Source organism: Streptomyces swartbergensis (assembly GCF_002148965.1).
Classification (GTDB): domain Bacteria; phylum Actinomycetota; class Actinomycetes; order Streptomycetales; family Streptomycetaceae; genus Streptomyces; species Streptomyces swartbergensis.
Map to the genome: position 1 here is coordinate 15,825 of NZ_NGFN01000052.1, position 14,605 is coordinate 30,429.

Below are 14,605 nucleotides of genomic sequence, written 5' to 3' on the forward strand. Positions count from 1 at the left end.
GTTCGCCTCTCAGCTCCTCACGGCTGCCTCCGCGAGGAGGAGGTAGCTGCTGGCCGTCCACGTGTAGGCGCGGTCCCGTAGGCCCGTGCCCGTGAGAGCGTCGAAGTTCTCGGCGAAGCCGTGGGTCTCGCACAAGGTGCGGAAGCGGGTGCTGATGTCGTCGGCGAGGCGGTGGTGGYCGGCGCGGCGCAGGCCGTCTTCGATGAGGATCGTGGCGGGGGCCCAGATGGGGCCGCGCCAGTAGCCGTCGGACAGGTAGTGCGGGGACGTCGGCAGCTCGGTGGCCAGGCCGTGCGGGGTCAGGTGGGCCGCGATGCGGTCGGCCAGAACGCCGCTGATCTCGGTCGGCAGGTGCTCGCCCAGCACGATGGGCATCAGGTCGAGGAGGCCGGCACTGTCCCAGGTGTTCCCGCTGTGGACGCCCCGGGCGACGAACCGGTCGCCGGTCCAGAGTTCGTCGAGCATCGCCGCCTGGGTCGCTTCGGCGGCCTGCGTCCATCGGTGGGCGTCGTCCGGTCTGTCCAAGTGTGTGGCCAGTTCGGCGAGTTCGTGGAGCTGGAGGGTGAGGAAGGCGGCCAGGTCCGCGGTGACGACCACGCGTTCCGGGTCGAAGGTGGTGGCGTTGTCCCAGCCGCTGTCGTTGCCGTGCTGGTAGTGGGGGAGCGCCGCGCCGGGGGTGCGTCGTGCGGTGAGCCAGAAGTTCGTCCAGCGTTCCAGCCTGTCGTAGGTCTCGGCCAGCTCCGAGCGGTCGGGCGGTGTGGTCATGCTGCGGCGCAGGCGGCCGAGTGCCCAGCCGTGGATGGGCGGTTTGACGAAGTTGTTCAGGACCTCGGAGTGGGTGACGGAGTCGGGCAGCGCCCCCGTCTCGTCCTGGTGGTCGAAGGGCAGGTGGTACTGGTCCCAGGCCAGTTCGGGGCGCCCGGGGGCGAGGGCCAGGGCGTTGAAGCAGTGGTCCCAGCTCCAGACCTTGTCCATCCAGTGCTTGGACATCAGGACGCCTGGGCGGGAGAGGAGCCCCGCGGGGCGGACGGTCGCGGACCATACGACGTACGCGGCGAGTTCGGCGGCCGGGGTGGCGGACGAGCGCCAGGGGGCCACCGTGTCGACGAAGTCCGCGAAGGAGTTCCGTGCCGCCTCGACGATCTTGTCGAAGGTCACTGTCGACGCGTACGGCGGACGGGCGGTGTCCAGTTCCTCGACCGCGATCTCCCAGGGGCCGTCCGCGTCCGCGGCGACGGTCAGGCCGCGGTCGGCGCTGCCCAGGGCCTGGTCGCCGTACGTGTGGATCACCGTGCCGGACAGCACGGTGACGCGGTAGCGGCGTCCGGTCTCGTACGAGGTGAACACGTACGCGTCGGCGGCCGCGTCCCGGAAGTAGTACGTGCCGCTGAAGGGCGTCAGTGTGTCGGCCGCCGCGGCGACGCGCAGCGGCAGCGCGGTGCCGCGCAGGCGTACGGTGTCCGGTGACTCGTAGGCCAGATCGACGCGGCCGGCCGTGCTGATCCAGCTCAGCAGGCCCGGTGTCGCCTCCACTCGGGTCTCGGCCCGCTCGCCTGTCGCGGCGTCGAGCGGCATCAGGCGCAGCATGGCGTGCATGCCGTTCTGGTGCGAGACGAGGTGCAGGTCCTCGGCGCGGGTCTTCTCCGCCACCACGGGGGAGATGTCGAACCATGACCCGTACGTGCTGAACGGGATCTCCTGGACGGAGAAGGCCGGGCCGGATCGGTCGGCGGTCATGAAGTGTCACTCGTTTCTCGAGCAGGGATCGTCAGGGGGAGAGGGGGTGCCCCTCGGGATGCCCCTGTAGATGTCAGTCCTTGGATGCCAGGCCTCGGAGTCAGTCCTCGGAGTCAGTCCTCGGAGTCAGTCCTCGGGGTGAGTCCTCGGAGTTCAGTCCTTGACCGCGCCGGCGGTCACACCGGCGGCGACGTAGCGCTGGGCGAGGACGAGGATCACCGTGGCCGGCAGCGAGGCGACGACGGCGGTCGCCATGATGGCGTTCCACTCCTGGTTGTTGTTGCCGATGTAGTGGTAGATGCCGAGGGTGATCGGCTCGTGCGCGCCGCCGTTGACCAGGGTGCTGGCGAAGATGAAGTCGGACCAGGACCACAGGAACGCGAACAGGGACACCGTGACGACGGCGTTGCGGCTCATCGGCAGGACGATCGACCGGAAGGTGCGCCAGGGACCGGCGCCGTCCGTCTTCGCCGCCTGGAGCAGTTCGCCGGGGATGCCCGACATGAACGCGGTGAAGATCAGCACCGCGAAGGGGACGGCCAGGGTGGAGTCGGCGACGATCAGACCGGGGACGGACTGGAGCATGCCGAGTTGGAGGTAGATGGCGTAGAAGCCCATCGCCATGATGATGCCGGGGATCATCTGCGCGGCCAGGAGCACGAAGCCGAGGACGCCGCCGCCGCGCGGACGCAGCTTGGCCAGCGCGTAGCCGGCGGGGGCGGACAGGACCACCGTCAGGGCGACGGTGCCCAGGCCGATGACGAGGCTGGTGCCGAGGTAGGGCAACTGCTCTTCGAGGACCGTGCGGTAGCCGGACAGGGTGGCGTGGACGGGGAACAGGTCCGGTGGGCTCTTGCGCATGTCCTGGTCGCGGGTGAGGGACACGTTCAGCATCCAGTAGACCGGGAAGAGCATGATGCCGGTCAGCAGGACGCCGACGGTCGTCTTGCCCCAGGTGCGCTTGCCGCTTCGGCTCATGACAGCGCCTGCTTTCTCTGCACGCGGGCGTAGACCAGGCCGAAGACCAGGGCGGCCACCACCAGCAGGTTGCCGACGGCCGCGCCCGGGCCGAAGGCGGGCAGCAGGTTGCCGAAGCCGAGCTGGTAGGACCAGGTGGCGAAGGTCGTGGACGATTCCGCCGGGCCGCCCTTGGTCATGATCCAGATGATGTCGAAGACCTTGAGTGTGTAGACCAGCCCGAGGAGAAGGGTGATCGCGGACACCGGGCGCAGGAGCGGGAAGGTGATGCTCCAGAACCGGCGCCAGGGGCCCGCGCCGTCGAGGGCGGCGGCCTCGTACAGGCCGGCCGGGATGGACTGCAGGCCGCTGTAGAGCACGACCAGGTTGAACGGGACGCCGATCCAGATGTTCGCGATGATCACCGAGATGAGCGACCACGACGGCGAGGTCAGCCAGTTGACCGGGTCGACGCCGACGGCGTGCAGGACTGCGTTGACGATGCCGGAGTCGCTGTTGAGCATCCATGACCAGGTGGAGGCCGACACGATCAGCGGCAGCAGCCAGGGCACCAGGAACAGCGCGCGCAGGGTGGCGGAGAGCCGGAAGTGCTGGTTGAAGAAGACCGCGAGCGCCAGGCCGATGGCGTACTGGAAGACCAGGCACACGGCGGTGAACACCACGGTGTGGAGCAGGGCCGGGGCGAAGGTCGGGTCGTCGAAGACGGTCCGGTAGTTCTGCAGGCCGGTGAAGGGCGCGTCGCCCTGGACGAAAGAGCGGACCGTGTAGTTGCGCAGGCTCAGGTCGATGTTGCGGTAGAGCGGATAGGCGTAGAAGAGGACGAGGTAGAGGGTCACCGGGGTGAGGAAGGCCCAGGCGGCCCACTGCTGGGAGCTCGGGCGGCGTCGTGCCGGGGGCGGTGCGGCCGGGGCCGCACCGGCCGCACCGCTGTGATCGGGCGCGGGCCGGCGATGCGGCACTCGTGTCGTGTGACTCATCGAGAGGCCCTGGTCAGCTGTCACTTGACTGCCGACTGGGCGGCGGTGAGCGCGTCCTTCGGGGACTTGGAGCCGCTGAGTGCGGACTGTACGGCCTTCCACATCTGCTCGGATATCTTCGGGTACTTGGTGCCCAGGTCGTCACTGGTGCGGCCCTTGGCCGACCTGACCGCTTCCACCCACGGCTTGAGCTCGGGGTCGGCCGCCACCTGCTTGTCCTGGATCTCGGTGGTGGGGGCGACGTAGGAGAGGGTGGTGTCGGTGTCGTACAGGTTCTGGGTGCTGGTCAGGCAGGTCGTGAGCTTCTGCGTGGTGGTGTAGCGGCCGGTGTCGCTCTGGACCGGGACGGTGACGAACTCGCCGCCCGTCGGGGCCGCGGCGTTGCCTCCCCCGGAGGCGGGGACGGGCAGGACACCGTAGTCGAAGCCCGCCTTCTTGGCGCCCGCGAGCTGCCAGGTGCCGTTCTCCGCGAACGCGTAGTCGCCGGTCGCGAACTCCTGCCAACTGGTGGTCTGGGTGTTGTTGAGCACGGAGTTGGGGGCGTAGCCCTTGTCCAGCCAGCCCTTCCACAGGGACAGCGCGGAGACGGCCGCGGGCGAGTCGAGTTCGGTCAGCTTGGCGCCGGAGCCCCAGAACCAGGGCAGGAACTGGAAGCTGCCCTCCTCGGTGCCGATCGCGGAGAAGGTGATGCCCTTCTTGCCGGCCTTCTCAACCTTCGCCAGCGCCGCCGTCAGGGACGGCCAGTCCTTGACCGAGGCGACGTCGACCCCGGCCTCCTTCAGGACCTTCTTGTTGTAGTAGAGGGCGAGGGTGTTGGCGCCGATCGGCGTGCCGTACGTCTTCCCGCCCACCTGACCGGCCGCGAGCAGGTTGGGGTCCACCTTCGAGGTGTCCAGCTTGTTTTCGTCGGTGGTGGTGAGCACGCCCGCCTCGGCCAGGGTCGACACCACCGGGTTGTCGACGATGAGGAGGTCCGGGGAGTTGTCCTGCTGTGCCGCGAGCAGCGTCTTGTTGGCCAGGTCGCTGGTGTCGAAGCCGGTCCGCTTGATCTTCACGCCGGCCTTGGCGCCGCAGGCGTCCAGCAGCTTCACCCACGCCGAGCCCTTGGCGAACTGCGGGTACGGGTCCCAGATGGTGTAGGTGCCGTCGTCCGCCGCCTTCGTCCCGGTGCCTGTCGAGCCGGAGCCGCAGGCGGTGGCACTGGTGGCGACGGCCAGGGCGGTCAGGGCCGCGGCGGTCAGGCGGCGCCCTCTGGAGAAGCTGTTCATCGTGGGTTCCTTTGTTCTGGCATGCGGGTGCCGATGTTCTGGCATGCGGGTGCCGAGGCTGTTCGTGGCATGGCGGAGGCCGAGGCTGTTCCCGGCATGCGGGTGCCGAGGCCAAGGGGGCGCTGGGAGGCGGATACGCCGGACGGTCGGCGGGCGGTTCGAGTGGTCGGCGAGGCAGAGAAGGACGGCGGGCAGGAGTGGGGGCGGGGGAGTCCCGCGGGGCGTGTGGTCAGGGTGCTGTGTCGAGCCCGGCGTCCGCGACGGGCGTGGCCCCCGCGGGTCCGGCGTCCGGGGCTGGTGTGGCCCCTGCGGGCCCGGTGCTGGCCCGCAGGGAGATGGGCGGTGTGAGGAGGTGGTGCCGGGGCGGCGCGTCGGGGTGGTCGAGCCGCTCCACCAGCAGGTCGACGGCGAGCCGGCCCAGCTCGGCCGCGGGTACGTCCGCCGCGGTGAGCTGCGGGGTCACCGTCTCCGCCCAGTGGCCGGCCACGACCCCGGTGACGGAGAAGTCGCGCGGCACGTGGCGGCCGGCCAGGGCCAGCCCCCGGTAGAGGCCGCCCACCGCGGCCTCGTTCAGCGTGACCAGGGCCGTGGTGGCCGGGTCGTCGCGCAGGATCCGTTCCACACAGGCCTGGCCCGAGGCGGCGTCGTCCCCGCAGCAGTACGTCCGGACCGTCAGCCCGCGCTCGGCCGCGGCCTTCGTGAAACCGTCCAGGCCGCGGTGCGCGGACTCGTATCCGGCCCGCAGCAACTGCTCCGGACGGTTGACGAAGGCGACCCGGCGGTGGCCGAGATCCGCGAGGTGGTGGACGCACGCCTCCACCAGCGCGGTGTGGTCCAGGCTCACCCACCAACCGCCTTCGGGACGAGCGGTTCGGCCGATGGTGACGGAGGGGAAGCCCACCGCGGCCAGGTGGTCCACCCGGTCGTCCTCCAGCTTGATCTCCATCAGGATCGCGCCGTCGACCCGCCGCTCCCCCAGCAGCCGCTGGAAGGAACGGTCGCTGTCCACCCCGCTGGGGGACAGCAGCACGTCGTAGTCGTAGACCGCGGCGGCCTCCACCACGCTGCCGATGAAGTCCAGCTGCATCCCCGTGTAGTGGTTCCCGGCCGGCGGGAAGACCAGGCCGAGGGTGCTGGTCCGGCCGTTGGCCAGGGCGCGGGCACTGGCGCTGGGCTGGTAGTCCAGCTCGTCGACGACCTGCTGGATCTTCCGGCGCGTGTCGTCCGACACCGGGCGCTTGCCGCTCAGCGCGTAGGACACGGTGCTCCGCGAGACACCGGCCCGCCGGGCGATCTCACCGATGTTCACGGCGACTCCTTGCTCGAAGATCGAACCGGTTCGACACCTCGGGGGAGGAATCGTCCGCCGGTCGGGACGGGATGGCACGGGATGAGAAGGGGCGACCGGCAGTCGAACCGGTTCGCGTGACAGCGAAAGTAGGAACTGTCCGCTCCCCTGTCAACACCCCGGGCGCACTTCTCCTACCGGACATGTGAGACGGCGAGATCCCCGTGTTCAAGGGATTGCTGGCCGGGTGTCCCGGTGCTAGCTTCGCCGAACCGGTTCGACGCAGCGACCTTCCGGCCCGCCGTGGGCCCGCTGCGCGCTCGCGAGCCGAGGAGCCGCCACACCCGCCACCCCCCGATCCGTGTCCTTCCTCTTGGCGCGCCCGAATCGAGCCGGTACGACGAGCACGCCGACCGAGGAGGGCCGACCGGAACCCGTTACCCGACGATTGAGGAACGCCATCCATGCCATCCGCTGACAGATCCCCGCGGCGCCGGGTCCCGGCCGCCGTGGCACTGACCCTCGGAGCGGGCCTGCTGGCCGCACCGGCCGTCCCCGCGCAGGCGGCCGAAGCGCCCCAGCCCACCGCCCGCTACACCTTCGACCAGGACGACCTCGCCTCCGGCAGGATCACCGACAGTTCCGGCAACGGCCTGACGGCGAGCCTGGTGAACGCCTCCACCGCCCAGTCCGTCGAGGGCACGGGCGGCGGCAAGGCGCTCGCTCTGCCCGGCGGCGCGCCCGACTCCAAGGGCGCGTACGTCCGCCTCCCCCGGGAAATCCTCAGCGACGCCACCGACCTGACGGTCTCCGCCCGCGTGAAGTGGAGCGACGACAAGTCCGCCTGGCAGCGGATCTTCGACCTGGGCACCAACAACACCAAGTACCTCTTCACCACCCCGTCCAACGGCAGCGTGCTGCGCACGGCCGTGACCACCAACGGCGGCGGCGCGGAGGCACAGGTCAGCGGCTACGCGGCGCTCCCCGCGGACGGATGGCGGACCGTCACCGTCACCCTCGACAGCTCCGCCCGCCGGGTCACCACCTACCTCGACGGCGTGGCGGTCTCCTCCGCCGCGACCGACGTCAAGGCCAAGGAGCTCCTGGACAGTTCGGCCACGGCCGCCGGCTACATCGGCAAGTCCTTCTGGCCGGACCCGCTGCTCAAGGGCGCGATCGACGACTTCACCGTGTGGCACGCGGCGCTCAGCCCCGAGCAGGTGGCCGGTACGGTCGCAGCCGTGCCCACGCTTCAGGAGCTGTCCAAGACGTCCTTCGAGGCCCGCACCACGACCGGCACCGCCCCGTCCCTCCCCGCCGCCGTCCGCTCCGCCTACTCCGACGGCTACGACCGTGACACCCCGGTCACCTGGGACGCCGTACCGGCCGACAAGTACGCCCAGCCGGGGACGTTCACGGTCGCCGGCACCGCGGCCGGACGCGCGGTGAAGGCCACCGTCACCGTGGTCCGCGAGGGGCAGCTCACCGTCGACCTCGGCTCGGACACCGGCACGTTCCACGGCGGCGCCTCCGGCACCCTCTACGGCGTGTACGGACCGGACGTCCCCACCAACAACCTCATCGAGGGCATGGGCCTGCGCACGGTCTCCACCAAGGCCCAGGACGGGCCGCAGCACCCCGGTGCCGACGCGCTCGAGATCGTCAAGCCGCTGGCGGACTCCACCAACGGTGACGTGTACATCTACATGACCGACATCCACCGCGGCTTCCCGTACCAGTGGCCGGGCGACACTCCCGAGGAGAAGCTCAAGCTCTACCGGGAGAAGGTCGCGGGGCAGGTCGACCAGGTCCTGAAGCTGCCGAAGGAGTACCAGGACAACATCGTCTTCGTGCCGTTCAACGAGCCCGAGGGCAACATGTTCGGCACCGGCGAGTGGAGCTACAACAAGGTCAGCTGGCTCAACGACCCGGACGACTACTTCGCCGCCTGGGACGACTTCTACAAGCTCATCAAGAGCAAGATGCCCGAGGCCCGCATCGCCGGCCCCAACACCAGCATCCTCTACGACCAGGTGAAGGGCTTCCTCACGCACGCCCAGGCCGCCGGCACCCTCCCGGACGTCATCACCTGGCACGAGCTGAGCCACCCGGAGGCGGTGCGCGACAGCGTCGCCAAGTACCGGGCCTGGGAGAAGGACCTGTTCAAGGGCACCGACCGCGAGGGCACTCAGCTCCCCATCAACATCAACGAGTACGCCTTCAACTACCACACCTCCGTCCCCGGCCAGATGATCCAGTGGGTGTCCGCGATCGAGGAGTCCAAGGTCGACGCCGACATCGCGTACTGGAACATCGACGGCAACCTCTCCGACTCCGCGGTGCAGTCCAACCGCGGCAACGGCCAGTGGTGGCTGCTGAACTCGTACGCCTCGATGAGCGGGCACACGGTGAAGGTGACCCCGCCGTTCCCGGGCGAGAACTACACCATGCAGGGCGTCGCCACGCTCGACGAGAAGAAGAAGCAGTCCCGGCTGATCTTCGGCGGCTCCACCGGCAAGGGCCACATCACCTTCGACAACGTCCCGAAGAAGCTCTTCGGCGACCGGGTGCACGCCTGGGTGAAGGAGATCGAGTGGAGCGGGCAGGTGGGCGACAACTCCGGCCCGAAGCTGCTCTCGGAGCAGACCCTGAAGGTCGGTGACGACGGCAAGGTCGTCGTCGACTTCGGCGACGGCGCGCTGCCGAAGCTGAAGGAGTCCTCGTCCTACGAGATCGTCCTCAGCCCGGCCGGCCAGGCGAAGGGCACGCAGTCCCCGCCCGTGCGCTGGAACGCCTCGTACGAGGCGGAGGACGCGGCCCACACCGGTTCCGGCTACTCCAAGAACGGCCCGGAGGGCTCGCCCCGCGACGTGTCGAAGTTCTACACCTCCGGCGGCTACGACGTGGGCGGCCTGCGCACCGGCTCGGACGTCACGCTCGACTTCACCGTGGACGTGCCCGAGGACGGCACCTACGACCTGAGCGTCTTCGCCAACTCCCTCAACACCTTCGACAGGGTGAAGGAGCAGGGCCCGACCAACGTCTTCCTGCGGGTGGACGGCAAGGCGGACAGCGAGCAGGAGATGTACCTGCCGCTGGGCTACAAGTGGGTGGTGTGGGACCACGCCGACACCAAGGTGAAGCTCACCAAGGGCAAGCACACCCTGACGCTCGCCGCGAAGAGCGCCGACGGCAAGGGCGCCACCAAGGGCGACGCCATCGTCGACCGCCTGACCCTCTCCCTCCCGGAGACTTCGGCCGGCACCCAGGTGTACGAGGGTGAACTGGCCTGGCTGGGAGGCGGGGCGCGTCCCGTCTACGACCTGCCGAAGCGGGCGGCCACCGGGTCGGGCGCGGCCCGACTCGCCAAGGGCCAGACCGCTACGTTCTGGGTCTATTCTCCCGCCGACCGCGAGGCCACCCTCAAGGTCGACACCCTCGGCGGCGCGAACGCCCGGCTCTCCGTCAACGACCACGACGTCATGCGCCTGGCCAAGGGCAGGAACAGCCTGGCGGTGTCCCTCTCCGGCGGCGTCAACAAGCTGACCGTGACCGGAGGTTCGGCCACGACCCTGGTCGACCGTCTGACGGTCACGCCGAGCGAGGGCGAGCTGCCGGCGCGCACGTACGAGGCGGGCGACGCCAAGCTCGCGGGCTCGGCCACCCTGGCCCCGCTCTCGCTGGCCACCGACGGCACGGCGATCACCGGCATCGGCGGTGACCCCGGCAACGGCAACACCGCGACCTTCACCGTCGACGCCGACCGGGCCGGCCTGTACGCGGTGCGCGTCCGCTACTCCAACCCCGAGCAGGCCGAAGCCACCCACTACAACCCGGACCCGCTCGCCCGTCACGCCGACATCAGCGTCAACGGCGGCGAGTCGCGGCGGGTCGGCTTCCCGCACAGCTTCCACGAGAACAACTTCTGGGAGCTGACCGTCCCGCTCCAGCTGAAGAAGGGGAAGAACACTATCGGTTTCCGCTCCGAGGAACTGCCGAACTTCGACGGCACCACGTATGCCTCGGACACCTTCCCCGGGGTGCTGCTCCGCTCCCGTTACGCGCCGCTGATCGACCGGATCACCGTCGCGCCGTACGCGCGGTAGACCGAGGTGTGAGAGGCCGGTCCTGAGGGGGACCCGCTGAACAGGCCGGGTCGGTGACACTCCCCCGGGGGGCCGCCCCGGCCAGGTTCCCCCAGTTCAGAATGTGTGCTGGGGGAACCGCCGTGCCACCCCGCTGTGATCCTCCCTCGGGACGGCCCCTTGCCTCCTCTATCGAGTTTCGATAGATTTCCATCGTAGCTCGATCGGAGGAGGGGTGATGGGGAAGTTGGCCGTGCTCGCGTTGCGTGTGGTGCTCGTGGTGCTGCTCGCCGGGTCGTTGTTCGTGCAGGGGGTGATGGTCCCGCTGCTGGCCATCGACATGAACGGGCTCAAGCCCGAATACGCGTACCTGCGCACCCCGATCCTCGTGATCTTGGTGCTGGGTGTCGTGACCGCCCAGGTCGTCGTGGTCTGTGTGTGGCGGCTGGTGACGATGGTGCGCCGCGGGACGGTGTTCTCCACGGCCGCCTTCCGGTACGTGCACATCGTGATCGGCGCCTTCGTGGCGGCCGCCCTGCTGGTCTTCGCGCTCGCGGTCGTTCTCGCGCCGGGCGAGGCCGTCGCTCCCGGGGTGGTGCTGCTGCTGTGCGGGGTCGTCGTGGCCGTGCTGGGTGTCGCGCTGGTCGTGCTCGTGCTGCGGATGCTGCTCGCACAGGCCGTCGCACGGGACATCGAAGCGGCTCAGATGCAGGCCGAGCTGGAAGAGGTCATCTGATGCCGATCGCCGTCGACATCGACGTGATGCTGGCCAAGCGGAAGATGTCCGTGGGTGAACTCGCGGAACGCGTCGGCATCACCCCCGCCAACCTCGCGGTCCTCAAGAACGGCCGCGCCAAGGCGGTCCGCTTCTCGACCCTCGCCGCCCTCTGCGAGGTCCTCGAGTGCCAGCCCGGGGACCTGCTGCGCTGGGAGGCGGACGGGGCCGCCGACCGGACAATGTCCTGATGGAGAACATCAGCATCCGCCCGGCTCGGTCCGGCGAACTGGCGGCCGTGGCGGCACTTCGCTGGCAGTGGCTCGTCGAGAACGGCGGCGAGGCCCTGTGCGAACGCGAGGAATTCGTACGGCACTTCGTCGACTGGGCCCGGGACAACGCCGGTTCGCATCGGTGCGTGGTGGTCGTGCGTGACGACGACGTGGTCATCGGTATGGCCTGGCTGGCGGTGGTGCAGCGGGTGCCCACGCCGCGGGCGCCGCGGCGGGCCTCCGGCGACCTCCAGTGTGTGTACGTCGTACCGGAGGCACGCGACGGCGGGCTGGGCGGGCGGCTCATCCGGGCGGTTGTGGACGAGGCCCGGGAGCTCGGGCTGGAGCGGGTGACCGTGCATTCGAGCCCGCGGGCGATTCCCGCGTACGCGCGGTGCGGTTTCCAGGAGTCGCCCCGGCTGCTGCAGGCTCGGGTCGCGGGCGCGTGAGCCGTATGATCATGACGCCAGGTGGAGGATCTGCGGAAGAACGGGGCGGGGCTGTGCGGTGCTGCTGGATCCGGACGGGCCGCTGAGGCGTCTACGACGGTATGGATCTGGAGAAGTCGGCCCGCGAGGGCTCCGAGACGCGAGTCGATCTGCGGAAACGCGTGCCCCGACCGTCCGCGCCGCCGGTGCGTGAGGCGGCGCCCGAGGGGTGTCTCGCCGTCGCGATCCGGATTCCCGTGCGGATCGTCGTGCTCGTGCTGGTCGTCCCCGTGCGGATGGTGTGGGACGCGTTCGTCGTCGCCGGGCGGTTCCTGAACGACGTGCTGCTGCGGCCGCTGGGCCGGGCGCTGCTGTGGCTCGGGCGGGCGGTGTTCGTCTGGCCGTTCGTGGGGCTGTGGCGGTATGTCGTGGTGCCGGTGGCCAAGGCGCTCGGGTGGCTCGGGAACGTGCTCCTCGTCGTGCCTCTGGTGTGGCTCTACCGGTACGTGCTGACGCCGGTGGGACACGCGATCGCGTGGGTCGCCACAGGGGTCGCCAGGGGTGTCGGCGCCCTGCTCGGCTGGGTGTACGCGTACCTGCTCACGCCGGTCGGGCGTGCCGTGATGTGGGTGCTGAAGGGGCTCGGCGCCGTGCTCGCCGCGGTCGGGGTCGGCGTGTACACGGTCGTGGCGTGGCTCGCCCGCTACCTGGTCGTCGTACCCGCAGTGTGGCTGTACACGTGGGTGCTCGCTCCCGTCGGGCGGGCGATCGTCTGGTGCGGCAAGGGGCTCATGTGGCTCGTGACCACGATCGTCACCGGCATCGGGACGGCCCTGTACTGGATCGCCCGGATCCTGCTCGTCCTGCCCGCGCTCGCCCTGTGGCGCTGGGTCCTCGCCCCGGTCGGACGGGTCCTGGCCGTCATCGGACGCGAGGTCCTGGACGCCCTCGGCCACGCCTGGCGCGTCGCCGGGCACATCTCGCTCGCCGTCGGGCGGTTCCTCGCGACGCTCTTCCGGTGGATCTTCGTCGAGCCGGTGCGGTGGCTGTACCGGAGCGTGCTGACGCCCGTCGGGCACGTCGTGCGGGACGCCGTCCTGCGGCCCGCCGCCGAGGCCGCCCGCAGTGTGGGACGGGCCACGCGGCAGGCGCTGGCCTCCGCACGGGAGTCCGTGCGTCAGGCGCGCGCCGACTTCCGGCGGATGCTCTTCGGCGAGCCGGCGCGGCCGCAGCCGGCCGACCTCGGGGAACCTTCCGGGCGCGAGGCACGTACTCTTGGTAGCAGTACGACCGCTCTCACGAAGGACTGAACGACACTGGGCAAGCGACAGCCCGAAGGCCCGCCGCCCGCACCCGCGGTGCAGCGCATCCGACTGCGTTACACCAAGCGCGGCCGCCTCCGGTTCACCAGCCACCGTGACTTCCAGCGCGCCTTCGAGCGTGCGTTGCGCCGTGCCGAGGTGCCGATGGCCTACTCGGCGGGTTTCACACCGCACCCGAAGGTGTCGTACGCCAATGCCGCACCCACCGGCACGGGCAGTGAGGCGGAGTACCTGGAGATCGCGCTCACCGCGCTCCGCGACCCGGAGCAGCTCAGGGCCCTTCTCGACGAGTCGATGCCCGCCGGGCTCGACATCGTCGAGGCGGTCGAGGCCCGTACCTCGGGCCTTGCCGACCGGCTGACGGCTTCCGTGTGGGAGCTGCGACTGGACGGCGTGTCGCAGGAGGACGCCCGCCGAGCGGTGGACGCCTTCAACGCGGCCGAGACCGTCGAGGTCCAGCGCCTCATGAAGAACGGCGTCCGTACCTTCGACGCCCGCTCCGCCGTCGTGAGCCTGGAGATCCGCGACCTCGCAGAAACGCAGAGTTCGCAGGCTGATAGGCCGACCGACCAGCCCTGTGCGATACTGCGGCTGGTTGTTCGGCACGTGACGCCTGCCGTACGACCCGACGACGTCCTGTCCGGTCTCCGCGCCGTGGCCGACCTGGCGCCGCCGGTCCCCGCAGCGGTGACCAGGCTGGCGCAGGGGCTGTTCGATGAAGAGACCGGCACGGTGACCGACCCGCTCGCGCCCGACCGCGAGGCAGCGGAGGCCCCCTCAACGGCCGAACCGACTGCCGCCGCGACGGCGTCGGCGTAAGGAAGGTTCCGCGTAGGGACGGACGTCGTAGCGCCGCCCTCGGACTCGGGAGCCACCTGGGTCGGGCAGCGTACCGACCAGAAGACTTTCGCCAGGCCGTACGCATTCGGCGTACGGAACCGGCGAGACAGGACACAGAGAGCTCCCGTGCGGCGCCCGCGCCCCGGACGGCGGCGACGCGCACAGCGCGAGCCGCGGACGTCACCGGCACAGCCGGACCAGGCGCGGCGCCCGGGAGCCTGACGGGAGAAAAGCCCGCATGCTCGGACCGACCGAACCCACAGAGTCCGCCACGGACTCCGAACAGAACACCCCCAGCGACACCCTGCCGCCCCGCCGGCGGCGCCGTGCCGCGTCCCGGCCGGCGGGTCCGCCCGTCGGCCCCTCCTCCGACGCTCCGGTGGAGACCGTCACGCCGGCCATACCGGCCGCGGAGCCCGAGGACCTCGCGGCCGACGCCGTAGAGGCCGGCGAGGCCGAGGAGGCCGCCGCCGAAGAGACGGCCGCGGCGGCGCAGGAGACTGCCGAGGCTGCCGAGAGCGCCGAGGAGACCGCGCCTGCCGCTCCCAAGCGGCGCCGTGTGGTCCGCCGTGCTGCCGCGCCCGCCGGGGCTCCGGCGTCCGCCGAGGCCGCCGAGACCGTGGTGCCGGTGACCGCCGCCGCTCCGGCCGGCTCCGAGGCGCCGGAGCAGGCCGAGGCCTCCGCCCCCGCCGAGG

General features: G+C 70.5%; 11 protein-coding genes and 1 pseudogene. 7 read left to right on the plus strand and 5 right to left on the minus strand.

Features of this window, described 5'->3' with window-relative positions:
- Window positions 1-9: 9 nt before the first annotated feature.
- From CA983_RS11575 to CA983_RS11595, 5 genes are all read right to left on the minus strand, one after another.
- Complete coding sequence (locus CA983_RS11575) at window positions 10-1,737, minus strand: amylo-alpha-1,6-glucosidase (RefSeq protein WP_086600803.1); 1,728 nt, start codon at window positions 1,735-1,737, stop codon at window positions 10-12.
- Window positions 1,738-1,890: 153 nt separating this feature from the next.
- Window positions 1,891-2,715, minus strand: a complete 825-nt coding sequence (locus CA983_RS11580; RefSeq protein ID WP_086600804.1) for a carbohydrate ABC transporter permease — start codon at window positions 2,713-2,715, stop codon at window positions 1,891-1,893.
- Complete coding sequence (locus tag CA983_RS11585) at window positions 2,712-3,692, minus strand: carbohydrate ABC transporter permease (protein ID WP_086600805.1); 981 nt, start codon at window positions 3,690-3,692, stop codon at window positions 2,712-2,714. Before CA983_RS11585 ends, CA983_RS11580 begins: the two co-directional genes overlap by 4 nt.
- Window positions 3,693-3,712: 20 nt before the next feature.
- On the minus strand, window positions 3,713-4,960 hold the full coding sequence (locus tag CA983_RS11590) for a sugar ABC transporter substrate-binding protein (RefSeq protein ID WP_086600806.1): 1,248 nt from the start codon (window positions 4,958-4,960) through the stop codon (window positions 3,713-3,715).
- 229 nt (window positions 4,961-5,189) lie between these two features.
- Window positions 5,190-6,269, minus strand: coding sequence for a LacI family DNA-binding transcriptional regulator (locus tag CA983_RS11595; protein WP_086600807.1), 1,080 nt, complete (start codon window positions 6,267-6,269; stop codon window positions 5,190-5,192).
- Window positions 6,270-6,712: 443 nt separating this feature from the next.
- Here CA983_RS11595 and CA983_RS11600 point away from each other — a divergent pair, with 443 nt between their 5' ends.
- The 7 genes and pseudogenes from CA983_RS11600 to CA983_RS11630 form a co-directional block, all read left to right on the plus strand.
- Window positions 6,713-10,354 carry a LamG-like jellyroll fold domain-containing protein gene (locus tag CA983_RS11600; RefSeq protein WP_086600808.1) on the plus strand — a complete coding sequence of 1,214 codons (3,642 nt, stop codon included), beginning with the start codon at window positions 6,713-6,715 and terminating at the stop codon, window positions 10,352-10,354.
- Window positions 10,355-10,571: 217 nt separating this feature from the next.
- Window positions 10,572-11,069, plus strand: a complete 498-nt coding sequence (locus CA983_RS11605) for a DUF2975 domain-containing protein (protein ID WP_086600809.1) — start codon at window positions 10,572-10,574, stop codon at window positions 11,067-11,069.
- A complete protein-coding gene (locus CA983_RS11610) occupies window positions 11,069-11,299 on the plus strand; it encodes a helix-turn-helix domain-containing protein (protein ID WP_086600810.1) in 231 nt (76 codons plus the stop codon). The genes CA983_RS11605 and CA983_RS11610 overlap by 1 nt, the downstream gene beginning before the upstream one ends.
- Window positions 11,299-11,769 (plus strand): GNAT family N-acetyltransferase, encoded by a 471-nt coding sequence (locus tag CA983_RS11615; RefSeq protein WP_086600811.1) that lies wholly within the window; start codon window positions 11,299-11,301, stop codon window positions 11,767-11,769. Before CA983_RS11610 ends, CA983_RS11615 begins: the two co-directional genes overlap by 1 nt.
- A 101-nt stretch (window positions 11,770-11,870) precedes the next feature.
- Window positions 11,871-13,058: a hypothetical protein gene (locus CA983_RS11620; RefSeq protein WP_208636940.1), complete on the plus strand. Its 1,188-nt coding sequence runs from the start codon at window positions 11,871-11,873 to the stop codon at window positions 13,056-13,058.
- 48 nt (window positions 13,059-13,106) lie between these two features.
- Entirely contained in the window at window positions 13,107-13,889 is a 783-nt protein-coding gene (locus CA983_RS11625) for a TIGR03936 family radical SAM-associated protein (RefSeq protein ID WP_086600812.1), read from the plus strand.
- A 259-nt stretch (window positions 13,890-14,148) separates the two neighbouring features.
- Window positions 14,149-14,605, plus strand: a pseudogene (locus tag CA983_RS11630) (Rne/Rng family ribonuclease); the annotation flags it as partial.

What these genes read in the sequence shown, in the direction of transcription:
- CA983_RS11580 (WP_086600804.1), bottom strand. Translation starts at nt 2,715, where the DNA reads ATGAGCCGAAGCGGCAAGCGCACCTGGGGCAAGACGACCGTCGGCGTC.
- CA983_RS11585 (WP_086600805.1), bottom strand. Translation starts at nt 3,692, where the DNA reads ATGAGTCACACGACACGAGTGCCGCATCGCCGGCCCGCGCCCGATCAC.
- CA983_RS11590 (WP_086600806.1), bottom strand. Translation starts at nt 4,960, where the DNA reads ATGAACAGCTTCTCCAGAGGGCGCCGCCTGACCGCCGCGGCCCTGACC.
- CA983_RS11600 (WP_086600808.1), top strand. Translation starts at nt 6,713, where the DNA reads ATGCCATCCGCTGACAGATCCCCGCGGCGCCGGGTCCCGGCCGCCGTG.
- CA983_RS11605 (WP_086600809.1), top strand. Translation starts at nt 10,572, where the DNA reads ATGGGGAAGTTGGCCGTGCTCGCGTTGCGTGTGGTGCTCGTGGTGCTG.
- CA983_RS11610 (WP_086600810.1), top strand. Translation starts at nt 11,069, where the DNA reads ATGCCGATCGCCGTCGACATCGACGTGATGCTGGCCAAGCGGAAGATG.
- CA983_RS11615 (WP_086600811.1), top strand. Translation starts at nt 11,299, where the DNA reads ATGGAGAACATCAGCATCCGCCCGGCTCGGTCCGGCGAACTGGCGGCC.
- CA983_RS11620 (WP_208636940.1), top strand. Translation starts at nt 11,871, where the DNA reads ATGGATCTGGAGAAGTCGGCCCGCGAGGGCTCCGAGACGCGAGTCGAT.